26 protein-coding genes are annotated in these 25,740 nt (G+C 52.3%); 23 read left to right on the top strand and 3 right to left on the bottom strand.

Annotated features, from left to right (window positions below; translation table 11 throughout):
- Position 1 precedes the first annotated feature (1 nt).
- From EVJ21_RS13625 to EVJ21_RS13700, 16 genes are all read left to right on the top strand, one after another.
- Positions 2 to 454, top strand: a complete 453-nt coding sequence (locus tag EVJ21_RS13625; protein ID WP_145963259.1) for a hypothetical protein — start codon at positions 2 to 4, stop codon at positions 452 to 454.
- On the top strand, positions 451 to 939 hold the full coding sequence (locus tag EVJ21_RS13630) for a hypothetical protein (RefSeq protein WP_131490710.1): 489 nt from the start codon (positions 451 to 453) through the stop codon (positions 937 to 939). The genes EVJ21_RS13625 and EVJ21_RS13630 overlap by 4 nt, the downstream gene beginning before the upstream one ends.
- Positions 940 to 1,222: 283 nt before the next feature.
- Positions 1,223 to 3,376: a glycoside hydrolase family 3 N-terminal domain-containing protein gene (locus EVJ21_RS13635; protein WP_131490711.1), complete on the top strand. Its 2,154-nt coding sequence runs from the start codon at positions 1,223 to 1,225 to the stop codon at positions 3,374 to 3,376.
- Positions 3,373 to 6,591 carry a GH36-type glycosyl hydrolase domain-containing protein gene (locus EVJ21_RS13640; RefSeq protein WP_131490712.1) on the top strand — a complete coding sequence of 1,073 codons (3,219 nt, stop codon included), beginning with the start codon at positions 3,373 to 3,375 and terminating at the stop codon, positions 6,589 to 6,591. Before EVJ21_RS13635 ends, EVJ21_RS13640 begins: the two co-directional genes overlap by 4 nt.
- A 35-nt stretch (positions 6,592 to 6,626) precedes the next feature.
- Positions 6,627 to 8,159: an alpha-glucosidase gene (locus EVJ21_RS13645; RefSeq protein ID WP_131490713.1), complete on the top strand. Its 1,533-nt coding sequence runs from the start codon at positions 6,627 to 6,629 to the stop codon at positions 8,157 to 8,159.
- A 17-nt stretch (positions 8,160 to 8,176) separates the two neighbouring features.
- A complete protein-coding gene (locus EVJ21_RS13650; RefSeq protein WP_131466299.1) occupies positions 8,177 to 9,151 on the top strand; it encodes a LacI family DNA-binding transcriptional regulator in 975 nt (324 codons plus the stop codon).
- A 146-nt stretch (positions 9,152 to 9,297) separates the two neighbouring features.
- Positions 9,298 to 10,539: a sugar ABC transporter substrate-binding protein gene (locus EVJ21_RS13655; protein WP_131466297.1), complete on the top strand. Its 1,242-nt coding sequence runs from the start codon at positions 9,298 to 9,300 to the stop codon at positions 10,537 to 10,539.
- 43 nt (positions 10,540 to 10,582) lie between these two features.
- On the top strand, positions 10,583 to 11,470 hold the full coding sequence (locus EVJ21_RS13660) for a carbohydrate ABC transporter permease (protein ID WP_131466295.1): 888 nt from the start codon (positions 10,583 to 10,585) through the stop codon (positions 11,468 to 11,470).
- Positions 11,471 to 11,482: 12 nt separating this feature from the next.
- The gene (locus tag EVJ21_RS13665; protein WP_131466293.1) at positions 11,483 to 12,376 is read left to right on the top strand and encodes a carbohydrate ABC transporter permease; all 894 of its coding nucleotides are present in this window, start codon (positions 11,483 to 11,485) and stop codon (positions 12,374 to 12,376) included.
- Between the two features lie 121 nt (positions 12,377 to 12,497).
- A complete protein-coding gene (locus EVJ21_RS13670; RefSeq protein ID WP_131490714.1) occupies positions 12,498 to 13,436 on the top strand; it encodes a DMT family transporter in 939 nt (312 codons plus the stop codon).
- A gap of 18 nt (positions 13,437 to 13,454) precedes the next feature.
- A complete protein-coding gene (locus EVJ21_RS13675) occupies positions 13,455 to 13,880 on the top strand; it encodes a DMT family transporter (RefSeq protein ID WP_016510013.1) in 426 nt (141 codons plus the stop codon).
- 11 nt (positions 13,881 to 13,891) lie between these two features.
- On the top strand, positions 13,892 to 14,551 hold the full coding sequence (locus EVJ21_RS13680; protein WP_131490715.1) for a Crp/Fnr family transcriptional regulator: 660 nt from the start codon (positions 13,892 to 13,894) through the stop codon (positions 14,549 to 14,551).
- Between the two features lie 12 nt (positions 14,552 to 14,563).
- Entirely contained in the window at positions 14,564 to 15,037 is a 474-nt protein-coding gene (locus EVJ21_RS13685) for a DMT family transporter (RefSeq protein WP_070329049.1), read from the top strand.
- A 285-nt stretch (positions 15,038 to 15,322) separates the two neighbouring features.
- Positions 15,323 to 15,820, top strand: a complete 498-nt coding sequence (locus EVJ21_RS13690; protein ID WP_131490716.1) for a hypothetical protein — start codon at positions 15,323 to 15,325, stop codon at positions 15,818 to 15,820.
- Between the two features lie 82 nt (positions 15,821 to 15,902).
- Positions 15,903 to 16,382 carry a hypothetical protein gene (locus EVJ21_RS13695; protein ID WP_131490717.1) on the top strand — a complete coding sequence of 160 codons (480 nt, stop codon included), beginning with the start codon at positions 15,903 to 15,905 and terminating at the stop codon, positions 16,380 to 16,382.
- Between the two features lie 13 nt (positions 16,383 to 16,395).
- Entirely contained in the window at positions 16,396 to 16,881 is a 486-nt protein-coding gene (locus EVJ21_RS13700) for a hypothetical protein (RefSeq protein ID WP_131490718.1), read from the top strand.
- 237 nt (positions 16,882 to 17,118) lie between these two features.
- Here EVJ21_RS13700 and EVJ21_RS13705 read toward each other — a convergent pair whose 3' ends face one another.
- Entirely contained in the window at positions 17,119 to 17,847 is a 729-nt protein-coding gene (locus tag EVJ21_RS13705) for an ATP-binding cassette domain-containing protein (RefSeq protein ID WP_131490719.1), read from the bottom strand.
- A gap of 9 nt (positions 17,848 to 17,856) precedes the next feature.
- On the bottom strand, positions 17,857 to 18,582 hold the full coding sequence (locus EVJ21_RS13710) for a hypothetical protein (RefSeq protein WP_131490720.1): 726 nt from the start codon (positions 18,580 to 18,582) through the stop codon (positions 17,857 to 17,859).
- 144 nt (positions 18,583 to 18,726) lie between these two features.
- Here EVJ21_RS13710 and EVJ21_RS13715 point away from each other — a divergent pair, with 144 nt between their 5' ends.
- From EVJ21_RS13715 to EVJ21_RS13735, 5 genes are read left to right on the top strand one after another with little or no spacing between them, the layout of a single operon-like run.
- On the top strand, positions 18,727 to 19,368 hold the full coding sequence (locus tag EVJ21_RS13715) for an efflux RND transporter periplasmic adaptor subunit (RefSeq protein ID WP_071398966.1): 642 nt from the start codon (positions 18,727 to 18,729) through the stop codon (positions 19,366 to 19,368).
- Positions 19,365 to 20,048 carry an ABC transporter ATP-binding protein gene (locus EVJ21_RS13720; protein ID WP_131458961.1) on the top strand — a complete coding sequence of 228 codons (684 nt, stop codon included), beginning with the start codon at positions 19,365 to 19,367 and terminating at the stop codon, positions 20,046 to 20,048. Before EVJ21_RS13715 ends, EVJ21_RS13720 begins: the two co-directional genes overlap by 4 nt.
- Positions 20,045 to 21,196 (top strand): ABC transporter permease, encoded by a 1,152-nt coding sequence (locus tag EVJ21_RS13725; RefSeq protein ID WP_236636429.1) that lies wholly within the window; start codon positions 20,045 to 20,047, stop codon positions 21,194 to 21,196. The genes EVJ21_RS13720 and EVJ21_RS13725 overlap by 4 nt, the downstream gene beginning before the upstream one ends.
- An 18-nt stretch (positions 21,197 to 21,214) precedes the next feature.
- Positions 21,215 to 21,889, top strand: coding sequence for a response regulator transcription factor (locus EVJ21_RS13730; protein ID WP_131490721.1), 675 nt, complete (start codon positions 21,215 to 21,217; stop codon positions 21,887 to 21,889).
- Complete coding sequence (locus EVJ21_RS13735; RefSeq protein WP_131490722.1) at positions 21,886 to 23,193, top strand: HAMP domain-containing sensor histidine kinase; 1,308 nt, start codon at positions 21,886 to 21,888, stop codon at positions 23,191 to 23,193. The genes EVJ21_RS13730 and EVJ21_RS13735 overlap by 4 nt, the downstream gene beginning before the upstream one ends.
- A 3-nt stretch (positions 23,194 to 23,196) precedes the next feature.
- Here EVJ21_RS13735 and EVJ21_RS13740 read toward each other — a convergent pair whose 3' ends face one another.
- Entirely contained in the window at positions 23,197 to 23,814 is a 618-nt protein-coding gene (locus tag EVJ21_RS13740) for a TetR/AcrR family transcriptional regulator (protein ID WP_131468174.1), read from the bottom strand.
- A 169-nt stretch (positions 23,815 to 23,983) separates the two neighbouring features.
- On the opposite strand from EVJ21_RS13740, the gene EVJ21_RS13745 reads away from it, so the two are divergent.
- Positions 23,984 to 24,712: an ABC transporter ATP-binding protein gene (locus EVJ21_RS13745; RefSeq protein WP_131490724.1), complete on the top strand. Its 729-nt coding sequence runs from the start codon at positions 23,984 to 23,986 to the stop codon at positions 24,710 to 24,712.
- Positions 24,705 to 25,718, top strand: a complete 1,014-nt coding sequence (locus EVJ21_RS13750; protein WP_131490725.1) for an ABC transporter permease — start codon at positions 24,705 to 24,707, stop codon at positions 25,716 to 25,718. Before EVJ21_RS13745 ends, EVJ21_RS13750 begins: the two co-directional genes overlap by 8 nt.
- The last annotated feature ends 22 nt before the right edge of the window (positions 25,719 to 25,740 follow it).

Genomic DNA, 25,740 nt, shown 5'->3' on the forward strand with positions numbered 1-25,740 from the left:
TATGACGAAACAAGAACGAATAGACCGAATGGATACATATCGAAAGCAGTGGAAGAAACGACGGGAGACGTTATTCGCCCCGTTCCCTGCATTCTTATTTTTTTCTCTCCTCGCTGAAGAGATTTGGTGGTTATGGACAGGGTTGATGGCATTGTTAGCAGCCGGACTGATAGTATCTTTATGGAAGGAAGCCGATGTGTTTGCTCGTCTGTCTGACAAACCTGAGGCGCAACGGGCGACCCGGAACGTCTACTGGATTCTCATCGGTTGGCTCGCCCTCACAGTCGGTAGTGTCGTCAGCTATAAACTCGTCGCCCCGTGGTGGGTATGGGTGCTCCTAGTGTGCTGCGCGGTCATGCTAATGCTATTTTATAACCGATCCAACAAATCCGTCAGTAAAGACCCTGAGCAACCGCTTCGTTCAGAATTAGCTACGGCGAGAGGTGTCCTATGATCAGCCTGACAAAACAAGAACGCATTAATCAGCTACTCGTACAAGACGATACCCATTGGTTTGTACGGTGGTGGATTTGGATGGCCGGGCTCGTCGCCACGGTCGTCGTCGGCTATATGGCACCGACGTGGCTCCCGTTTGTCTTGGCCATCTCCTATTTCCCGTATTTATGTCTGGAGTGGCGTAAGACGAAGCTCTTGCTCACGTTCAACGAAAGCCGTCGCTACACACGCTGGGTCTACATGGGCTTCGTGTTCGAATGGATCGGATTCGTCGCGATTTTGAGCCTGTTCGCTTTCTATCATGCAGGTGTTGTTTCGATTCAAGTTCTGCTGGCACTCATTGTCAGTTTGATTGTTTTCAGTATCCTCACCCCACGCTGGCTCGATCGATTCATCTTGATGTTCGATGACGACCATGTCACCGCGAAAGTGTTGAGCAAAGCAAAAGAACAACGGAATACCGAGCACAAAACGAGTCAATGACACATGTCATGGTTCGTTTTTTTTCATTAAGCAATCTCGAATTATGAATCGATAAGCTTCGTAAAGACTCTAGTTCACATAAGGATCCACTTTGTGAGAGTTGGAGAATACCGAGGGCATAGATAACAAGGTCATTGACCTAAAGATAAGATTTATCCATAAATTATATTTTTTATAGAAACGTTTCGATAAACCATTGCATCTCATTTTGTAAGCGCTTATACTTTTGATATACACAGGTGAAACGTTTCGATTTACAAATTAGAGATAAAGGCGGGATGGAATGAGAGCGACACAATTAGTGCAGCAAATGACGGTAGCCGAAAAAGTGGGACAGCTTGTTCAGACACTGCCATCCATTTTTTCGGATGACGAGCAAGATGTGATCACCGGACCGATCGCGGAGCTACTTAAGGAAGACGGCATCACCGACGAGAATCGGTGGAACATGGGATCGGTCATCGGGATCAGCAACGCGAAGCAAGCGCGAAAACTGCAGGAAAGTTATTTGCGACATAATCGACTTGGCATCCCGCTCCTGTTCATGGCAGACATCATCCACGGGCACCGGACGATTTTTCCGGTCCCGCTCGCGATGGCCTGTTCTTGGGATCTCGACGGACTCGAACAAATGGCACGCACTTCTTCTATCGAAGCGACGGCCTCCGGTCTACACGTCACATTCTCTCCGATGGCTGACTTGTCACGCGACCCACGTTGGGGACGTGTCATGGAATCGACCGGAGAAGACGTTTGGCTGAACGGGGAGATGGCGGCGGCGTTCGTCCGTGGCTATCAGACGAACGATTTGACGAGAGAAGATGCGCTAGCAGCCTGCGTCAAACACTTCGCGGCCTATGGTGCACCGGAAGGCGGACGCGACTACAATACGGTCGATGTGTCCGATCGCGAACTGCGTGAGTACCATCTACCAGCCTACAAACGGGCCCTTGAAGAAGGGGCGAAAATGGTGATGACGAGTTTCAACGTCGTCCATGGTGTTCCGGCCTCTGCGAGCGAATATCTCATGCGGGACATCCTCCGAAGCGAGTGGGGGTTTGAAGGCGTGCTGATCTCGGATTGGACGGCGATCAAAGAACTCATTCATCATGGCGTCGCTGAGACGTTGAAGGATGCGGGCGAACTCGCGCTACGAGCTGGCGTTGATATCGACATGATGTCGGGCGCATATTCTAACCATATCGAAGCGATGCTTGAAGCAGGAATCGATGAGGCGTTACTCGATGAGGCGGTCTTACGGATTTTGACGCTAAAAGAAGAGTTAGGTTTATTCGACAACCCTTACCGAGGGATAGATCAGACGAAAGAGACAGCGCTCCATCTGTCAGATGAGCACCGTGATCAAGCGCGGCGTCTGGCCGAGAAGAGTGTGGTCCTCTTGAAAAATGATGGTGTCCTCCCGTTACAAAAGCAACGTGTCGCGCTGATCGGACCGTTCGCCGACTCGAACGACGTGCTCGGTCCATGGGCGGGCTACGGGAAAAAAGAAGAGGCCGTGACGCTGCGACAAGCGTTCGACCGGGCCGAACTTCCATATACGTTTACGGGCGGGGCGACCGTCGAAGCAGAGATTGATTGGACGGAAGCATGCCGTATCGCGGAGCAAGCGGACGTGATCGTCTTGGCGCTCGGTGAAGCATCATGGATGAGTGGAGAAGCCGGCAGTCGGACGGACATTCGTCTTCCGAAGACGCAACGCGAAGGGCTTAAACGCCTGAAGGCGCTCGGGAAGCCGGTCGTGACGATCTTGTTCAACGGCCGTCCGCTCGACCTTCGCGACGTTGTCGAGCAGTCGGATGCAGTGCTTGAAGCTTGGTATCCGGGGACTGAAGCCGGTTCGGCACTCGTGAACTTGTTGTATGGGCAAGTCAGTCCGTCCGGGAAGTTGACGATGTCGTTTCCTTACAACATCGGACAAGTGCCGATTCGCTATGATGCGCTACGGACAGGGCGTCCGTCAGACATCGAACACGCCGACCCACGCTACACGAGCAAATATCTCGACGCGCCGAACGAGCCGCTCTTCCCGTTCGGATATGGCATGACATACACGACGTTTAGTTACAACGACTTCATCGTCAAAGAAGTAACGGACGGCATCGTCGAGGCGACGGTCGTCATTCGGAATGATGGGACGACGACGGCAGACGAGATCGTCCAATGGTATATCCAAGACAAAGTGGCCAAAGTCTCGCGGCCCGTCAAGCAATTGAAAGGGTACGACAAAGTGACGCTCGAAGCAGGTGAGTCCGTGACGGTAACGTTCACTGTTGAAGCAGACATGCTCCGCTATCTTCAGCCGAACGGTACGTTTGACGCCGACCCTGGAACGTTTACGCTCTTTGTGGGCCCGAACAGCCGTGACGTATTGGCAAAATCTTTTGAACTAAAAACAAAAACGAGGTGTACGACGTGAATGTATTAACCGAACAGACGACGCTGACAGCTGGAGACGTGAGCCTCTCGCTCACTCCGATGGGAGATATCCGTCAATTGAAAACCGGACCGATCATGGTCAACCAGTTGATCCACCATCCATTTGATGGCTCAATGGCAAACCTTTATGTCCGATATGAGGGAGAAGTTGCCCGTCCGTTGCTTGGGCTTCATTCACCTAGTGATTTCGTGGCCTCAGGCCAGGAAATCGTTTGGTCCGGGCGATACCCTGAGTTCGCTTATGAAGTACGGGGGACGCTCAGTGACACTGGCGTTCGCTTTGACGCGACATTCGAAGGGACAGGTCGATTCGACGTCACATACGTCCAAGATCTCGGGCTCGCTGATGAAGGCGGTGTCCGCACGAACGAGGCGTACATGGCCCAGTATATCGACTATGTGAAGACGGATGCAGCGCTGATGGCCCGCCAAAACCAAAAGCAGTCGACCGGGTTCCCGGCGATTCGGATGACGTCGTCCCGAGCCATCGCAGAATATGCGACGGACGGATTTGACGTGTATGGGACATCGTATAAATTGACTGGACGGGCCGCGGGGCTAGACGGGGCATTGCCTTCCCGTGTGTATCAATATGAGTTCGCCTTGCCGACGCTTCGGACCGAAACGTTGGACATGGGGACGGACCGAGAAATGGCGTTCGAATTGTCATTCGTTCAAGATCATCCAGAGGCACTGACAGAGCAATCGGTCGAGCGTTTCGCAACGATCGAAGCGGGAGCGCCTATCGAACAAACAGTCCGTCCGCGTCCGCGTCTTCGCCAACCGTTCCAATCAATCAGCGGAGCCGGGCTCACGATGACCGAAGTCGAGCGCCTCTATCCGGTGCGCCGACTCGAGGAGACGGAAGACGGACAGCTCTTGTCCTTCTTCACAGAAGAGGGCGCGCACGTCGTGTTGGCGGCGAAAGAGCACCTCGTTGAGCGGAGTCACGGCAACATCTTATTGAACGCCGGCAGCCTGATGCCGGACGAGTCGAAGCTCGCGACGACCGTGTTCATGAACGGCGTCTTCAACTCGCACATCGTTTACGGCAACACAAACTTCAACAAATGGACGACTAACGTCCGCAACCCGCTCAACGTCCCGAAAACTTCAGGGCAGCGCATCTATGTCGAGATGGACGGGGCATACCGTTTGTTGACGATGCCGAGTCTGTTCGAGATGCGGCTGAACGAGGCAGTGTGGCGCTACGAGCTAGACGGGGAGACGATCGTCGTCCGTACGTTCATCGCTTCGGATGCTCCGGTCATCAAGACGACCGTCGAATCGTCGCAACCGCGACGCTTCGTCATGAGTAACCAGATCGCGATGAACACGCAAGAGTACGTCGCCCCGTTCCACATGGAGCAGACGGACAACCGGCTCGTATTCAAGGCGGACGAGGCGGCAGACAGTGCCGCGATACGACCTGATCTGACGTACGCAATCGAGAGCGATCAGCCGTTCCAACTCCTCAAAACATCGGATTGGTTCGACCAACCGTTCGAGGACGATCTCGTATGGATGGCTTACGAGCCGAGTGAGCGTGTGACGATGCACCTTGGTCTGGCGACGCACACTCCGTTCGAGCTAGATGAAAAGCAGGAGCTACACGCTTACCGTACATGGATGGACAGCTATATGAACGGGCTCACACTTGAAGGTGAGACACCGGACATCGAGGCGTTGAATATTCAGGCGCTATGGTACGTCCAAAACATGCGGGTCCACTACCAGTCACCGCACGGTCTTGAGCAATATGGCGGAGCCGCCTGGGGGACCCGGGACGTGTCGCAAGGACCGATGGAGTTCTTGCTTTCGACCGGTCACTTTGACGAAGCGCGTAAACTCCTCCTCGTGATTTTCAGCCATCAATTCAAGGATGGGGATTGGCCGCAATGGTTCATGTTCGATGAATATGCGGGCATCCAACAAGAAGATAGCCATGGTGACGTCATCGTCTGGCCTCTCAAGGCGCTCTCGGACTATTTGAGCCGGACCGAGGACGTGACGTGCCTCGATGAAACGATTCCGTTCCGCGACCGGGACGGTAAAGCGGAGGCGAACGCTACACTTTATGCACACGTCGAACGCGCTCTCGGATTCATTGAAGAGCATTTCGTCGACGGCTCGGTCTTCTCCGCCTATGGCGGGGGAGATTGGGACGATACGCTGCAACCGGCCGATGAGGACTTGAAACGTCACTTGATCAGTTCATGGACGGTCACCTTGACATACCAAGCGTTCCGTCAGTTGCATGAACAGTTGCCAACGTCTGCTTTGGCAGAACGTCTAGGCGAGTTGAGCCAAATCATCCGCAAACAGTTCACTGAGGAGATGATCCGTGACGGTGTGATCGCAGGGTTCTTGAAAGAAGTCGATGGACGGTTCGAGGCAATGCTCCATCCGTCCGATGAAACGCTGCCGATGCGCTACCGCTTGTTGCCGATGACGCGCAGTGTCATCGCGGAACTTGTCGATCAAGACCAGATGACACGTAACTTTGATTTGATCGCCACGCATTTGACGTTCCCGGACGGGGTTCGTCTCATGAACCGGCCGGCTGAATACCGCGGCGGCGTCAGCCGTCACTTTATGCGGGCCGAGCAGGCGGCAAACTTCGGTCGGGAGATCGGACTGCAATACGTGCACGCCCATATCCGTTACATCGAGGCGCTCGCGAAAGCAGGACATCGTGAGAAGATTCGCCCGGCCTTCAACATGATCAACCCGGTCCGGATGGACGAAGTGAAAAATGCCGCACCACGGCAACGGAACGCATACTTCAGTAGCTCGGACGGGGACTTCGCTGACCGCTACGCAGCGGAGTCGCAATTCGACCGCTTGAAAGATGGGACAGTACCCGTGAAAGCGGGATGGCGCATCTATTCGAGTGGACCGGGAATCTGGTTCAACCAGCTCGTCTCGAACTACCTCGGGATTCGTCTCGGGACAAACCATGTCGAGCTCGATCCGATCGTGGATGCCGATATGCATGTCCAGCTCCGCCTCTTCGGTGCGGATACGACGATCCAGTTCCGTAAGGGTGACCCGAGCGTGACATTGAACGGTCAGAAATTGACTGGTCACGCTCTGTCGAACCCTTACCGAGAGGCAGGACAACGCATCGGAAAAGATGAATTTTTACGCTACGCCAAGGAAAAGAATGAGTTAGTGATTACGGTGAAAGGGTGACGAATTCGTCACCCTTTTCTTAATAGGAGGAGCATATGGACGCAAAACAAATGAACACGGTCTATCAAGTGTATCCGAAGAGCTTTCAAGACAGCGACGGTGACGGGGTCGGTGATTTACAAGGAGTGGTCAGTCGCCTTGACTATTTAAGCTGGCTTGGGGTCGACATGGTCTGGCTGAATCCGGTATACGTCTCGCCCGGTTACGATAACGGTTATGACGTCGCGGACTATGCGCGGATCGACCCGATGTTTGGGTCGATGGAAGATATGGACGAGTTGATCCGAAAAGCGAAAGATAGAGGGATCGGCATCATGATGGACATCGTCGCCAACCACACGTCGCATCAGCATGATTGGTTCCTCCAGTCCGAGCGTGACCCGGAAGGAGCATACGGCGACTTCTACATTTGGCGAGATACGCCGAACGAATGGAGCTCGTTCTTTGGGGGCGGGACGTGGACGTACTCACCGATCCGGGGCCAGTACTATTTCCATGCGTTCGCCCCGGAGCAACCGGATTTGAATTGGGGGAATGAGCAAGTACGGACGGAGATGGCGGGCGTCTTGGCGTTTTGGGCCGAGCGCGGGGTGACTGGTTTTCGTTTTGACGTCATCGATTTGATCGGGAAAGATGTCGACCGCAAACGATGGCTCGACTTTCCGTTGATGCGCCGCTACTTAAAAGATTTAGTGGCGCAAGTCGACACCTCTTCTTTGCTTCTTGTCGGTGAAGCGGGCGGATTGACCCCGGACGAAATTCTAGCTTTGCAACGGGACGGTTCGCTAGACGTCGTCTTTAACTTTGAAGTCTGTGCCCTCGACGAACAAGCGGGGCAGGGTAAATGGAAGCTCGCCCCGTTCGAGCCGTCGCGGCTGAAAGCCACGCTCGACACGTGGCAACGGGCGTTCGCGGTCGAGGGACGCAATAGCCTGTTTTGGAACAACCACGATCAACCTCGTGCCATTTCAAGATGGTATGACGGTGACGAGCGGGCGGCGAAAATGCTCGCGGTCCTCTTATACGGGTTGAAAGGGATCCCGTTCCTCTACCAAGGGGAAGAAGTCGGCATGACGAACGGTATGATCGCGCCAGAGGATTATCAGGATATCGAGACGGTGAATTACTTACGGACGGGCGGGACGCTTGATGCCGTCCGAATGAAAGGACGTGATCACGCCCGGCTTCCGATGGAATGGGGCGAAGGAGCGGACACGTTCAGCACGGGAACACCGTGGCTTCGGTCGCTTCACCACGACGAAGGTAGGGACGTCTCGACGATGCGCTTGGATGAAACGAGTCTGCTTCACTTGTACCGAGAACTGATTGCACTGCGTCGGACGAATCGAGTGCTACGTGACGGGGCGTATGAACTCGTTCCGACCGAAGATCATCTGTACGTCTATCGCCGCTTCCTCGCGGAGGAGACACCACTCCTTGTCGTCGTGAATCTGTCTCCGGACACGGTACCGATACCGGTTGAATGCGGGGACCGATTGATTGCCACAGAGCAGGTCGAGTCACCAATGCTACGGCCGTATGAAGCGTTCATATGTTATAATTTTTGACAGAAGGAAGTGAGGAAATGGCAGGAATCAAAGACATCGCAAAAGAGGCGGGCGTTTCGATATCGACCGTTTCGTATGCGCTAAACGGTAGTCCGAAAGTGACAGAAAAAACGAGGCAACGCATCATTAAAATCGCCGAAGAGTTGAACTACGTGCCAAACGCCGCGGCGCGTACGCTAAAGACAAGAAAAACGCATATCATCGGAGCGTTTCTCGGGGACTACTCCGGATCGTTCTACGGGGAGTTACTAAAAGGGATCAACCAAGAGCTGGCTGATACCGGCTATGAGTTGATCGTTTGTAACGGTCCCGAATCACATCGTCTGATGACTGAGCGCATGGTAGACGGGGCGCTCATCTTAGGGCATCGCTTCACCCAAGAACAAATTTTAGAGTTCGCGGATCGAGGCCATCCGCTGACGATGCTCGACCGTGAGATTGAACATCCGAACATCAGTTGTGTGCTACTCGATAATCAAATCGGAATGAATCAAGAGATGGACGCCATCTTGGAAACGAACCCTAATCAGATTCATCTTGTGAACGGTCCGGTCGGCAACCATGATGCTGTCGAACGACGGAAAGTCGTCGTTGATCGCGCAAACGCAGCCGGAGTCGCTGTTCGAGAATGGAACGGCGAGTTTACGAAACGTTCAGGTATCCGGGCAGCGAGTGAATTGCTTGAAGTGATTCAAGAAGGCGACGCCATTATTTGTTTGAACGACGATATGGCACTCGGGGTTTATGACGTCTTGCAAAACTTTTCTCTCCGGATCGGGGAAGATATCTCGCTCGTTGGCTTTGATAAACTTGAAATCACCAACTATACTCAACCTCGAATCGCGAGTGTCAGCTACTCGAAGCCGGACTGGGGCAAGAAGGCGGCTCGTGCGTTGCTCCATTTGATTGAAGCGAAGGAAAATTCAAAACAGACAATCCCTTCAAAATTCATTAAAGACGCTTCAATCCGAAAAAAAAATAATAAAAAATAAAATACGTATTGTAAGCGGATACATTGTGAACTATAATGTTTATAGAAACGTTTAACCTGTTGATTTTGCAGTAAACCTTTGTATAAACATTATTTTTTTACATGATAATCGAAACGTTTCGATTATCGAGAAACGGAGGAATTCAGATGAAGAAATTAGGGTTAGCAGCGGTAGCGGGCACGGTAATCATTTCAGGTGTGTTGGCGGGATGTTCTTCTGGATCGAGCGGCGATGACGCGAATACAATCACGGTCTGGGCGATGGGCGAAGAAGGAAAAGCTTTACCGAAACTAGCAGAACAGTATGAAAAAGAGAATGAAGGTGTCAACGTCAAAGTACAGGCGATCCCTTGGGACACGGCGCACGATAAACTGTTGACTGCGGTCGCTTCGAAAAATGGTCCGGATGTCGTTCAAATGGGAACGTCTTGGATGCCTGAATTCGTAGAAGCGGGAGCACTCGCAGATATGAAAGACCTTGTAAAAGATTACCCGGAGCTCGATCCATCGAACTTCTATGAAGGATCGGTTGAAACGGTTCAATTCGAGGACGGCCTTTACGGAGCACCGTGGTATGTCGACACACGCGTTCTTTATTACCGGAAAGACGCGCTTGAAAAAGTAGGTTACCCGGAAGCACCGAAAACATGGGATGAATTAGAAGACGCTTCGAAAAAACTGGCGGCTCGTGACGGGGAAGACATGTACGGGATCACGTTGGACACGAACGACCAAATGCTATCGTTCATGTTCGCTCGTCAAAACGGTTCAGAGCTGTTGACAGAAGATCAAGAACCGCTCTTTGATCAACCGGAATTCATTGAAAGCGCAGAGTACTTAACTAATTACTTCACAGAAGGATATGCGCCAATCGATTTAGGGCTTGATGTCGTTCAAGCGTTTGGGGCCGAGGAACCGAACGTGCCGATGTTCATCAGTGGACCGTGGATGATCAACATCATCAATGACCAAATGCCTGACATTGAAGATAAGTGGGGTACAGCCGTCCTTCCAGCGAAAGAAAACAATATCTCGTTCCTTGGTGGATCGAACTTGAGTATTTTTGAGAGCAGTGAGAAGAAAGACGAAGCTGCGAAATTCATCGCCTATATGAGTAAACCAGAAACACAGACAGAGTGGATGGAGATGACGAAGTCACTTCCATCGACGAAAGCGACATGGGCAGAGAATGAGACGCTCAAAAACGATGAGAAACTCAAAACGTTCGGTGAGCAAATGGAAGCAGCAGAGCCGATGCCGATGATGACAACGTGGGAAAAAGTAGCGCAAACGTACTTGCAGAGTTTTGAGAAGATGTATCGCGGTGCGGCTACTGTAGAAGATGAAGCTAAGGTGTTCCAAGAAAAAGCGAAGTCGATTTTAAAATAAACGGAGGGGTACACCCCCTCTCGTTTTATTAAAGGAGAACCTTATGAAACAATTTCTTAATGATCGAGCGCCATATTTGCTCGTCGCTCCGACCGTTCTCTTGTTACTCATGTTCTCAATCATGCCGTTATTCATCGCGTTTTTCATGAGTTTTACAGACATGGATTTGGCGGGGATTGCGAACTGGGCAAACATCGAATGGATCGGGCTCACCAACTACATCGAAATCTTCAAAGATGAAGTGTTCATTCAAGCGCTATTGAATACGGTCGTTTATGTCGTCATTGGGGTACCGATTGTCATCGGTCTCTCGCTCGCGATTGCGATGTCGATCAATTTCGGGACTGGCAAAGTCTTCGAATGGTTCCGTGTCGTCTTTTATATGCCGTCGATCACGAACGTCGTTGCGGTCGCCGTCGTCTGGGGCTTCTTGTTTAATCCGCAGTACGGCCTCTTCAACTTCCTATTAAACACAGTCGGCCTTCCAGACGTACCTTGGCTCCAAGACCCGTTTATCGCTAAGCTATCGTTGATCATGCTCGCTGTATGGCGTGCAGTCGGAATCAACATGATTATTTTCCTAGCGGCGCTTCAAGGGATTCCACGCACGTACTATGAAGCGGCAGCGTTAGATGGAGCGAGTACGTTCCAGCAAATGTTCAAGATCACAATCCCGTTGCTCCGTTACGCGATTTTCTTCGTGACGGTCACGACGCTGATCGGCTGGATCCAGTTCTTCGAAGAACCGCTCATCATGACCGAGGGTGGACCGCTCAATTCGACGACGTCGCTCGCACTCTTCATTTACAACAACGGTTTCCAGCTTAGTAACTTCGGTTATGCGGCTGCCGGGTCCGTCGTACTGTTCATTTTGATCATCACGGTGACACTCATTCAGTTCCGTCTTCAAAAGAGCGAGAATAACTATTAAGGAGGGACATTCATGATTCCAAACGAAAAACCGGTTGCCGTGAATGTGAAGCGGGAGAAATTCTCGCCACTTCCCGACTTAAACCATAAACGAAAAGCCAAGCTGTCGCAGTTGTTCGTCGCGCTCGTTTTGACCGTCCTTGGCATCGCCTTCATGTTGCCGTTCTTCTGGATGGTGATCTCGTCCTTTAAAACGGATGCGGAAATCTTGTCGCTACCGTTGACAATCTTACCGGAAAACGTGACGTTCGAGCATTACATCGATTTATTCGTAAATTTAAACTTTTTGACGTATTTGAAGAATACGTTGTTAATCGTGCTTGCATCATTTTTCGGTTTATTGCTCACAGCAATGGCCGGTTATGCGTTTGCGAAGCATAAATTTAAGGGAAGTAACGTCCTGTTCATCGGTGTCTTGGCGACAATGATGATCCCGGGTCAGGTTACGATGATTCCAGTTTATTTGATGCTCAATCAAATGGGTCTTACGAACACGATGACGGGGATTGTCCTCCCCGGTCTCGTCGGGGCGTTCGGGGTCTTCTTGTTCCGGCAGTTCATGACGACGATTCCAGAAGAAATGTTAGAAGCGGCCCGCTTGGATGGAGCGAGTGAGTTTCGGATTTTCTTCTCAATCGTCTTGCCGATGTCAAAACCGATTTTGGCTGTACAAGGGATCTTAACGTTCATCGGGGCCTGGAACAGCTTCTTATGGCCGCTTATTATCGCTAACGACGAAGCGCTTTACACGCTGTCTGTCGGACTTGCGCTCCTCCAAGGGCAGCACGGTGGGAACTATGCGTTACAGATGGCCGGGGCCACATTTATGGTCGTGCCGATCATCATCATCTTCATGATTTTCCAAAAGTACATCATCGAAGGGTACAATATATCTGGGATGAAGTGAACCTTACGCCATGTAAGGTTCTTTTTTTATACTCAGGACATCGGTCCTTTATACTTTGGATGAGTGAGATGTACATTGAGATAATAACTTGCACTACATCATAGAATCGAGGAAACGAAATATGTTAGCCATTGTTATTGGACTCGTGATCGGCATCTTACTACCGATACAGACGAGCGTGAACTCGCGTCTGCGTTCGATCGTCGGGTCACCGTTTGTCGCTTCGTTCCTATCATTCGCGGTCGGGACGACCTTTTTATCGCTCATCCTGCTTGTCTCTGGACAAGGATTCGGGTTCGATTCGTCAATCTTTCAGCAACAGCCAATCTGGATGTGGTCGGGTGGCTTGTTAGGGGTCATTTTTTTAACGGGGAACATCCTCTTGTTCCCACGGCTCGGCAGCGTCCAGACGGTCATCATGCCAATCTTTGGACAGATCGTGATGGGGCTGTTAATCGATCACTTCGGTTGGTTCAATTCGACCGCGAGCGTCCTCACACCGTGGCGCGTGTTTGGGGCCTTGCTTGTTTTACTAGGGGTCGTCGGGACGGTCGCACTCACAGACTGGATCAATCGTCGGCGTGGAAAATTTGTCATCGCGAACCGGGTGGAGACCGGTAACTTGAACGTCTGGCGTTTACTCGGAATCGGGACCGGGATGATGAGTGCGATGCAGACCGCCATCAACGGCTATTTAGGGACTGTGCTCGAGTCTGCACTAAAAGGCGCGCTCGTCTCGTTTGTCGTCGGAATCGTCGCACTTCTCCTCATCTTACTCATCCTCCGGCCGAGCGTTGAATGGCGCGGGCTATCGGGACAACCGTGGTGGATTTGGCTTGGCGGGATCATCGGCGCGCTCTTTATCGGCGGGAACGTCTTGATTGTCCCGATGGTCGGGACCGGCATCGCCGTCGTCATCGTCATTGTCGGTTTACTATGCGGAAGTTTGCTGATCGACCGGTTCGGTTGGTTCGGTGCAGCCAAAAATCCGGTGACCGGGATTCAACTCGTCAGTTTGATCATCATGGTGCTCGGCATCATGATGATCCGCTTGTCATAATATAAAGGAGGGGATACGATGCGCGGAGTCTTGTTCGCCATCAGCGGCGGTTTCTTTTTAACGTTGCAAAGCGTCGCCAACGCACGAATCAGTTCACAGATCGGCACGTGGCAGGCCGCGACATTGACGCAGATGACCGGCTTCATTGTGGCGCTTCTCGTCATGCTGGCTGTGCGTGACCGGACGTATAAACAGATGCGACACGTGCACCCGCTCTATTTGTCGGGTGGCGCGTTCGCAGCCCTCATCTTGTTCAGCAACATGACAGCCGTCCATCAGCTCGGTGTCACGTTGACAATCTCCTTGTTTCTGATTGCGCAGCTCGCCCTCGCGCTCGTCATCGATTGGCGCGGCTGGTTCGGGATGGTACGCCGAGAGTTGAACGTGTCACAATTGCTCGGTGTCGCCATGATGGTCGCCGGCATCATCTTGTTGAAATGGTAGGAGGGGACCGGATGCTAGAACACTATTTGACGCAACTGGAGTTGCAGGTCTTGCCAAAAGCGACACACGAACACTTCACGCTCGTCCGTTACGAGCCGGGCGCGACGATTTGCGCCCAAGGTGACGACGCGCACCACCTTCATTTTCTCGTCAAAGGCAAGATTCGCGTGGCGCATACGTCGGCAACGGGTAAACGCCTCGTACTGTCGTTCAAACGTCCATTCGATTTGATCGGTGACATCGAATACGTGCGCCGGACTCCGTACTTAAATACGGTTGAGGCGGTCACGTCGGTCGAGATGCTCGTCATCCGGTTCGACGATTTGGCCCGACACGCGGCGGACGATGTGGCATGGCTCCATTATCTGTTAGAAGAGATTACGAGAAAGTTCGAGTTGAAATCGCAATCGATGAGTTTCAACTTGTTTTACCCGGTCGACGTCCGTCTCGCGAGCTACTTGCTGTCGATGACGCCGGACGAGCGTGCGCTCGGGTCGACGGTCGATGAGTTGACCGATATCGCCGACTTGATCGGGACGAGTTATCGCCACGTCAATCGGACGCTCAAACGCTTCGTCGAGCAAGGATTGATCGAACGGGATCGTCGGTCGATCGCAATCATCAATCGCGCCGGGTTGATCGCTGTCGCAGGGGAGAGTATTTATGAGTGAGGGGGAACGACAATGGCACTTGGAATGATGCTCGCGGTCATGGGCGGCATGCTCGTCTGTGTACAGAATACGTTCAACGCCAACGTGAAACAACGGGTCGGGGCCTGGGCGACGACGACGCTCGTCCTCGCACTTGGTTTTCTCGCCTCTCTCTTCATCGGATTGATCAGTGAAGGCGGCGGTTTGTTTGATTTACGTGACATGGAGACATGGTACTGGTTCAGCGGCATCATCGGTGTCGGTGTCGTCATGAGCGTGACGCAAAGCGTCCAGCAGCTCGGTCCGAGTTACGCCATCTCGATTGTGATGGTGTCGCAAATCTTGTTCGCCTTGCTGTGGGATACGCTCGGCTGGTTCGGACTTGAGGCGATTCCGTTCACGTGGAAGACGGCGCTTGGCATCGTCTTGATCGTCGGCGGGGTGCTGTTGTTCCAGTTGAGTGGGAAGAAAATGACCGCGCGCCAGCAGGTAAAACAAGTAGGTTGATCTTCAGAATGATTTATGGCAATTCATACAAGTTTGCCCGTGTTCCTGCCGTCTCACGACGGTTTGGCAATGCGGGCATTTTGTCGTGTGAGAGACATTTGCTTGAATGAGTGAGCGTTCCTCGAACGATGACGGATATAAAGTATAGGAACGAGTCACAATAAAACCGACGATGCCGAGCAAGACAGCTAAAATGAGGATATCCATCGAAATCCCTCCTAATAATTGGTATGCTAGTTGTATATACGCGTCATGGATGGATTTGGTTTCAAAGGGGGAGATTGGATGATTACACGGAAAGAACGGACTGAAGAACTATATGGATTGGCTGAAAAGCAGTCTAGCATGGGCACGGCGCTTCGAATCGGTCTGATTGGTTTAGCCGCAGGACTATGGTTTTATGGGAGTTTTTCGCTAACTCATAGTGCGATGTTTCTGTTTGTCACGACTATTGCGGTGCCGTTTAGCTATATGTCCTGGAGAAAGACGCGCACGCAGCTGTCGTTCAATGACAATCGTGCGTATCAAGGATTGATTCGAGTAAAAGGGATTGGGGACATCGCAATATTATGGGGCATGTTCGGTTTAATGATAGGACATGAATTAAACTTCTTTGAACTATCGATGCTCAGCAGCATGCTTGCCAGCATATTGGTCGTCCATTTATTGGCTGCGACGTTGATCGACAAACGATTGCTCCGCATCGATGACGAGCACGTCGTCGACAGTCTGTTCGGGCTGACGAAGCGGGAGCAGATGAAACGGAAATGGGACGAGAAGTGATGGTCGATTACAAGAAATCAATTCAGGATATGTGACGAATCGGGAGTTACGCAAACAAAGACGATTTGGCTAGGAGGATTTGATGGTTGACCATACGGTAAGACTTGAACGCATGATTGAGAACGACCGAAAGCGACAAAAACAGACGCTGTATCCGACATTCGGGTTCATTGCACTGTTCATCGTTTATTTCATGACGAAGGAGATTTTGTTGCTGTTGCCAATGATCTTGGTCGGACAGTTCCCGATGCTCTATAAGGGCTGGCACCGCATGAAGTTGTTGCTTACTTTCAACGACGATGTCCGTTATCAACAAAAAGTACGGTCCGAATTTGGTTTGGCCGTCGGGAATCTCGTGTTTCTCCTGCTATTGATTACGAGTTCGATGCTTGGATGGATCACATTGCTTACATTCATCATCGTCATTATTGTCGGACTCATCACGTTCATGACGTTGGGGTTCCGAATCGACCGTGAGTTGAAAACGATTGACCCAGAGCATGTGACGGGGACTGAACTTAGTAAAGCGCAACTCGAGCGCCGCACACGAAAGACATCATAATGGAGGATAAAATATGATTGAAAAGCAGGAACGACTGAAACGAATGGTCGAGAACGACCGCAACGTGAACCGGACGGCGCTTTTGCTCACGTTCGCGATTTTAGGGATCGCCTTTTACTTCATCTTCACGCAAGACATTAAAGTGGCGACGTTCGCCGTCATCATCATGGCGACCCAGTTGCCGAGTTTATATCGGGCCTGGCACCGGATGAACTTACTACTCACCTTTAGCGACGAGGCGCGCTATCAAAAGTTCGTCCGTCTCGAATTCGGCATCGTGCTCGCCAATGTCATCTTGCTCGGTATCTTTATCGCCATCGCCTGGTCGATCGAAGGCTCACTCCTCGTCTTCGCGGGAATGCTTCTCGCCTTGTTCATCCCGTTCATTTTCTTATCGGTCTGGGTGAACCGGAAGCTTGAACTGATTGACCCGGAGCATGTGACGAACCATGAGTTGCGGACGGCGCATCGCGATGCGTCGAAGAATCGGTTTAACTAGAAGGAGATAAATAAATGCACCTCACAGATGGAATGTGGCAACTGATTAACATCGTTCTGACGTTTTGTGCAACGTGGATTGGTTTTATGGTTGTCTATCGCTGGATGGAAGACTAAAACCCAGCTTCTGATTCGTCAGAGGCTGGGTTTTCTTATGAAAACATACCGACTAAACAGCCACAGATGACCATACCAGCTGTATAAAACTTGAAGCGGTGTTTTTCCCAAAACGAGTCATTCACGTTGTCACCGCCACATCATCTTGAATGCCTTCGACCATCTTCACGAACGCCTCGTCGGGGTCGGTCGTCCCGGACGCGCGCAACCAGTCTCGGAAATCTCCTTCATACAGGACACGACCTTCATGGAGGAAGATGACATGGGACTCCAGCTGGGATAAGTCATGCAGTTGGTGCGTCGAGATGAGGCACGTCCGACCGTCTTTTACGAGTCGCTGTAAATGGCGCATGATGTTGATGCGTGACGCCGGATCGACGCCGCTCGTCGGTTCGTCGAACAAGTAGAGCGATCGTTTGACCGAGGCGAGCAATGTCACGAATAGCCACTTGCGTTCTCCGACCGACATTTTGCCGAGCTTCATCTTCCACAGATGCTCGAACAGCTCTTGTTCCCGGGCGGTCGTGAGTCCGTTGACATAAGTCGCTAGTCGCTTGAAGTCAGGCCGCTTTGTGAGCCGTCCGATGAAGTACGTGAGATCTTTTCCTGTTAATTCGTTGTGATACAAAATCTGTTGCGTTAAATACAGCATGTCAGACGATGGCACGAGCTGTAGCGAGGCCCGGTCGACTGGGAGCGTCCTTGTCATACAATCAAACAACGTCGTCTTCCCGGCCCCGTTCAGGCCAATCAAGACGTTCAGTTTATTCGGATGTAGCGTGAATGAGACGTCGTCGAGCACGGGACGTGTTGCTTTCGGATAAGAGTAGGTCAAGTTTTGAATGTTCATCATTTCCTCCTAGCGTGTGACGGATGAGACGAGGTTGAAGCGATTCATCGCGAACAGGCCGACGATGACGTAACCGACAAGAGAGAGAATTGTCGTAATCAGGTTAAACGAGACGTCGACTTGCGTGACACCATGAACGACGGCAAGCGACAGTTGAAGTAGGGCATAAAACGGATTGGCATAACCGAACCAGACATCTGGCTGTTTGACGGCTAAAAGGAACAGCGGATAGGTGAGAATGTTCGCAAATTTCATCAAGCTCGATACTTTCACCGGCAGAAGCGTCAAGACGACACTCCCGAGCGCGAACGGGAAGCTGGCGAGTAATAGCAGTATTGGGCTCGCGAGCAAACCGAAAGTGAAATGACCGTGGACGAGCGTGACGACAACTGTGAACAGTAGGAGACTGATTGCGGCAAACAAGAGCTGGGCCAATAAGATGGCCAACATGTATGTATATTTGTTGCCGGAGATCATGACGTACGTCTTCATGAGACCGTATTCGCGCATTCGTGCGAGTTCGAGCGCAATCCCGTTCAAATAAGTCGCCAAGATGATGTACACCCAAAAGTACGACAAATACGTGGCGTATTCGGCAGACGTCATCGTACCGATATTTGGTGGACTGTACAGGAGGGCGACACCGAGCGGGAGTCCCATCGTTAAAAGAAATGGAACTTTATCCGCAAGGACGATTTTTGCGTACAGAAAGAAATAACTCGTGATTTGATGCATATATACCTCCGAGGTTGATATGGATTAATTCGATATACGCATTTACTAGCATGATAGTTTCAATTATTTGTAAATTTATCCGTTCATACTTTGTTTATAACTTCTGTTTATCCTTGAGGTACAACCAAAAGGAGGAATTGACAGATGAACAAAAAACTGAAGTGGGGATTAGGTGGCGGTGCCCTGGCCATCGCGTTAGGAGCTGGCATTTTCTTGATGCCGCAATCGGTCGAATATAAGTCAGAGCAAGTGGCGACGGAGACGATTGAGAACGTCTATACGTTTGCCGGTCAGGTGACGACTGTCGGAGAAGATGCGACCGGACGACTGTTGATCGACGAGCGGGATTTAGGGAAAGTCGAGGAAGGTGATGCGCTGACGATCTATGCGAACGCATTGGACACTGAACTCGAAGGAACGGTCGAATCGATTGCCGATGAAGCGGAAGCATTGACGACTCCGGGCTCGTCAGCACGTTATGCGATGAACGTCACGTTGCCTGAAACGGACGGATTACGAAACGGGATGACGCTCGAAGGCTCGATTGTCGTCGAACGTGTCGAAGAAGCAGAGACGCTATCACTCGACAGCATCACGTTTGAAGAAGGCGACGCCTACGTGTACGTCGAGGGCACGGATGGTCCGGTGAAACGGCAAGTCGAGCTCGGCATCAGCGACGGCAGCCGCGTTGAGATTAAAGACGGATTAGACGAAGATAGCGTCCTCTTAATGGATGAGGCGACAGCTGGGGGTATCATGCCACCACAGATCGGAGGAGGACAATGAGCGCACTCATTGAAGTCACCGATTTGACGAAAGCGTACGGGGCGGGTGGAAACGAACAAATCGTGTTGAACGGGATCGATTTGACGGTTCACGACGGCGAGTTCGTCGCCATCCTCGGGCCGTCTGGTTCGGGAAAATCAACGCTTATGAACATTCTCGGTTGTCTGGACGGATACACGAGCGGTCGCTACAGCTTTGGCGACCGTGACGTGACCGGGTTATCCGAGACCGAATTGTCGGCGTTCCGCAATCAGCAGATCGGGTTCATCTTTCAACAGTTCAACTTACTGCCGCGATTGACGGCAAGCGAAAACGTCGAGTTACCGCTCATCTATCAACGGCTGTCGAAGTCGGAACGAAAAGACCGGACGCACCAAATGTTGACGCGCGTCGGGCTCGGCGATAAACAGAACCATTACCCGAACCAACTGTCGGGCGGGCAACAACAACGTGTCGCCATCGCTCGGGCGCTCGTGACAAATCCGTCTCTACTGCTCGCCGATGAGCCGACCGGGGCGCTCGATCAGACGAACGGACGTCAAATTCTGAACTTATTTCATGAATTGCATGCGGAAGGGAAGACGATCATCATGATCACACATGACCTCGACATCGCCAAAGAAGCGACGCGCATCGTCTACGTTCGGGATGGCCGTATCGAGAAGGAGGAACGACGATGATTCGAGAAAATATACGTATGGCTTGGCTGACGGTGATCAGTCATAAGATGCGCTCTTTCTTGACGATTCTTGGAATTGTCATCGGGACGGCGTCCATCATCACACTCATGACGGTCATCTCAGGTGTCACGTCCTCAATCAATGAAGAAGTCGCGACGTTCGGGGCGGACCGGATGAGTGTCCAAATCGAAGATGCGACGAAGAATGGCATCAGCGTAATCGAAGTAGAACGTCTCGAAGCGATTGACGGCGTCGAGTCGTTATCGCCTACGACAAGTCATCAAGCAGGCGTCTATTTGGGCGGTCAAACGACCGAACAGAGCGTCCTTGGGAAGAGTGACGCGTTCTTCTCGGATTCGACACTCGCTTCCGGGCGTGGCATCACGCCAGTGGACATCTCGGAGCGGACGCGCGTCGCCGTAATCGGCGATACGATTGTGAAGGAATCGTTCCCGACCACGTCGCCAATCGGTGAGACGATCACTATTGGCGGGATCCGTTACATCGTCGTCGGCACGCTCGCCCCGTCTTCAGAGTTTTCGATGTCGACGGACGAGACGATTGTCATTCCGGTGACGACCGCGCTTCACCAGTTTCATGTGAATACGATTTCGACGTTTGACCTGTACACGGAATCAGGACAATCTGAGACAGTAAGTGATGAATTGACGCAGCAGTTGACGACCGCATTTAACGGTCGGGACGCGTTTACCGTCACGAGCTTTGAAGACGCCCTCGCGTCAATCGACCAAATCAACTCCTTGCTCAGCATGCTGCTCATCGGCATCGCGTCCATCTCGCTACTCGTTGGCGGTATCGGCATCATGAACATGATGCTCGTCTCGGTGACGGAGCGGACGAGTGAAATCGGCTTACGAAAAGCATTAGGCGCGACACCGGCGAAAATTCGCCAGCAGTTCTTGTTTGAATCGGTGCTCTTGTCCGTCCTCGGTGGGTTGGTCGGTGTAGTGGTCGGCGCACTCCTTGCCTTCGGTTTGACCGTCGTCATGGGTGTACCGTTCACGTTGGCTAGTTCGACCGTCGGCTTGGCACTAGGGTTTTCAGTCGTGATCGGTGTCATCTTTGGATATATCCCGGCCCGTAAGGCGTCCGCCTTGCAGCCGATTGAAGCGTTACGAAACGCATAAAGAAAGAAGGAATCTCGTATGGTCACGCTATTGCTTGTCGAAGATGATCCGGCACTCGGAGGTCTTCTGTTTGAATATTTGACGACAGCGGGCTACCGCGTGCTGTGGGCCGTTGACGGAGAGGAGGCGCTCGATCTGCTCGATCAGCAACCGATCGACGTCATCGTGACCGACATTATGATGCCGCGTCTCGATGGTCGAGCGTTGACCGAGCAACTGCGGGACGCCGGTTACACGCTCCCAATCTTAATGTTGACCGCGCTCGAGACGTTGCTTGATAAGAAGAAAGGATTCCGGGCCGGGGCCGACGACTATCTCGTCAAGCCGGTCGATCTAGAAGAACTCGAGCTCCGCATCGAGGCGATGCTACGACGAGCCAATATATATCGAGACCACCAGATTCAACTGCACGATTGCGTGTTAGACGAAACGTCACTGACGGTGATCACCCCGGTCGAGACAATCGAGGTGCCGAAGAAAGAGTTTGAGTTGCTGTATCATTTGGCGACGCATCTCAATCAAGTGTTCACGCGACAACAGTTGCTCGATCGCATTTGGGGCTATGAAACGGAAAGTGACGTCCGAACGATTGACGTCCATGTAAACCGTCTCCGGAGCCGCTTGAAGCATGTCGACGCATTTCAAATCAGTACCGTCTGGGGACTTGGGTACCGCTTGGAGTTGAAGTCATGAAGTCCTTCTTCAGTTCGATTTACGGACGTTTCCTGACCATCTTCTTCGGGCTGTTGCTCATCCCGATCTTACTGACGCTGACGCTCTTCTTGACGTTCCAAATGAATGCGTTGACGTCGCAAGTCGAGACGATGCTCGTTGAACGGGCCGAGAGCATGCTGACGGCTTCTGAGCGTTATGAATTAGGAGCCGATGAGGTCATCGACTTGTTTTCCGAACGGACGCTTATTGTCGAGACGGACCGCTACGCGGCCGCAAGTTGGTCGGTCGCGGAGCGCGCGCGTCTTGAACGAGGCGACGTGCTGACCGTAAGCGACGAGCGATTGCCTGCCGTCACGCTTTTAATCGATCGGACTGTCGTGACGTTGTCCCCGAACGCGGACGAGAACCCGGTCACGATTTTCCGCGATCTATCGTTTCAGACGTTGTTGCTCACGGCGCTCGTCTCGAGCGTGCTTGTCTTGTTCGCGGTCCGGCTCATGACGAGACGGATCGACCGGGTGACCGAGGCGGCAAGTAAAGTCGCTTCTGGTGATTTGACGGTACGGGTACATGACGGCGGGGACGATGAGATCGGCAAGCTGGCGAGTCAGTTCAATCAGATGACCGAGACGTTGGCGACGAATGAGTCTAAAAACGAGGAATTGACGGCGATTATGGCGCATGAATTCAAGACGCCGGTCGCCTCGATCCTCGGCTACGCGACGCTATTGAAACGGGCTGACGTACCGACGGAAAAACGAGTCAACTATGCGACAATGATCGAACAGGAAGGCAAGCGGCTGTCGCGGTTGTCACGTGACTTGCTGCGCCTTGCCAAGTTGGATCACTCGGTCGTCGGATTAGACGTCAGCCGCTTCTCGCTCAGTGAACAGATGCGGGAAAGTATCTTATCGTTTGAACGAGAGTCGAGTCGCAAACGGTTGAACCTGATCGCTGAGCTTGATGAAGTCGAGATGGTCGGCGATGCCGGACTGCTGCACCAAGTGTGGATCAACCTGATCCAAAATGCGATGACCCACTCTTATGACGGCGGCACGATCCGCATCAAGCTCATGCAAACGGCGGAATCGATTGTTTGCGAGATCACGGATGACGGGGAGGGCATGACCCCGGAACAAGTGAGCCGTATGTACGAGCGATTCTATCAGGCCGACCCTTCGAGACATCAAGGCGGGTCAGGACTCGGTATGGCGATCGTTCAAAAAATCGTCACGTTGCACGGTGGTCATGTAGACGTCACGAGCGAATTGAAGTCAGGGACGACGGTGCGTGTGACGCTTCCCAATCAAAAAGACAGGTAGCTGCTACCTGTCTTTTTGTCTGTCCGGCTTCAACCCGCCCGCGACGAGCGGTCCTTCAAACGTGATCGTATAAATGATGCGTGCGATATCTTCTACCGTTTCAGTTCGGTCATTATAGAGCCATTCATAAATGACGCCCATATGTGCCGACGAGATATAGGAGACTAAATAATCGGGCGGGACGAGCGACTGCGTCTCGTCAAACAAAACGGTCGGGGAACGGTGGAACAGCGCCGTGTACATGTAGGCGCGGAGTCTCGCCTGAAACTGCGGGTCGCCGTTCGGACCGAGGAGCGGTTTCATCAAAATCTTATTTTGTTCGATGAACCGGATGAACGGGACGAGTAACTGATGGGGAGCGGAGCCTTGCTGATTGCCAAAGACGTTCGGCAAATTTTTGATGAGCTTTGTTTCGGCCTCATGAAAGATCGCTTCAATCGATTTCTCCATGAGATCGTACTTATCCACATAGTGGCTGTAAAACGTCCCCCGGTTGATGCCGGCGCGTTCGGTGAGTGCCTTCACCGTGACCGCTTCAAATCCTTGTTCTTCGATCAATTCGAGCAACGCCTGTTTGATCAACTGCTTCGTCCGGACGACCCGTAAGTCTGTCTGTTCCATATTTTTTTCTCCTTTATCCAACACATTGTCGCCGTCTGTCGGAAAACCGACACTGTGACCGAGATTGATGATTGTTGGCCGTTCGAGCGCGGACTATACTGAACGTATAAACCAACACGGTGTCTTTTAGTTCAGTGTACACGAGGCAGACATCGGGAGGGAGTCCAATATGAATATTCAACTGAACGACGTCAGTAAATCGTTCGGTGACCAACTGGCCATCGATCATATCGGCTTCACGATCAACTCGGGCGATATCTGTTGTCTGCTCGGTCCTTCGGGGTCGGGGAAGACGACGCTCATCCGTTTGATGATCGGCGCATTGGCGGCAGACAAAGGATCGATTCGAGTCGGTGAGACGGTGATGCCGAACATGAACATGCTTCATAAGATTGGGTTCATGCCGCAAAACGATGGACTGTACGACGATTTGTCGGGTGAGGCGAACCTCGAGTTTTTCGGCTCGATTTATAAACTCGGCAAGGCGGCGCTCAAACAGCGCATCGACGACGTGCTCGCCCTCGTCGACTTGTCGGCTGACCGGAGAAAGCTCGTCCGTAATTATTCGGGCGGGATGAAGAAGCGGCTGTCGCTCGCCATCGCCATCCTTCATCAACCGGACGTCTTGTTTTTAGACGAGCCGACGGTCGGGATCGACCCGATTTTGCGCCGCCAGATTTGGGATCAGTTTCAAATGATTCGAGCCAGCGGGACGACGATCATCGTCTCGACCCACGTCATGGACGAGGTGCTCGAATGTGACCGGGCCGCGCTCATCTACAACGGGCGCTTGATCGCCTATGACACGGTGACGCACTTGCTCGAGCAGACCGAGAACGGCCGTGTCGAGGAACTGTTCCTCATTGCCGGACGAGAGGAGGCGAAGCACGATGCGTAACTTGGCGAAACGGGTCATCTTTCAGACGTTGAACGACAAGCGGAGCGTCGCCTTGATTTTGATCGCCCCGCTCCTCATCCTCACGCTCGTCTACTTCTTGCTCGGCGACTCGGATTACGTGCCGGTCGTCGTGCTCGACGAGGCCGCCCAGCAGCAGCTTATCGACGCGTTCGAAGCCGAGACGCTCGACGTGCGACTCGATACGGTCGAGGAGCCGGTTGCTTATTTAGAAGACAATAAAGACGTCGATGCCGTCTTCGAAGCGGGACAGGCGGGTACCATGATCACGTTGCGCGAACCGTCGACGAAATCGTCGAAAGCGGTGCGTGAGATCCAAGCGGCGTTGTCGGCGCTCAATCCGGCGGCCGACATCGAGATGAATTACGTATATGGAGAAGAAGGACAGTCGACGTTCGATTCATTCGGCTACGTGTTCTTGTCACTGTTCTCATTCTTCTTCGTCTTCATCCTGTCGGCGATGGCGCTCGTCAAAGAGCGGAGCGGGGGCACGCTCGAGCGCTTGCTCATGACCCCGATCAAACGCGGACAAGTCATTTTAGGGTATACGCTCGGCTATGGCGTCTTCGCGGTCGTGCAGTCCGTCTTCATCGTGCTCTATACGATTTACGTGCTCGGGCTGACGTCGCTCGGGAACATCGGTTGGGTATTTCTTGTGATGATTTTAATGGCCGGGACGGCCGTTTTGTTCGGGGCGACGATTTCGGTGTTCGCCCGTTCGGAGCTCCAAGTCGTCCAAATGATCCCGTTCACGATCATCCCGCAAGTGTTCTTCTCAGGACTGATCCCGCTCGACTTGATTCCGTACGGGCTCGGCAATTTGAGCTACGCCATGCCGATCTTCTACGGAGCGACGGCGATCAAAGAAGTGATGGTGTACGGGAGCGGTTTCGCCGGGATCTGGGGGTATGTGCTCGGTTTAATCGTTTACGCAGGTGTGCTTTATTTATTGAATATGCGGGCGCTCGGGAAGTATCGCGGTCACTAAAAAAAGGATTCGAGCGTGGGCT

Source organism: Exiguobacterium sp. SH0S2 (genome assembly GCF_004337185.1).
Lineage (GTDB): Bacteria > Bacillota > Bacilli > Exiguobacteriales > Exiguobacteriaceae > Exiguobacterium > Exiguobacterium aurantiacum_A.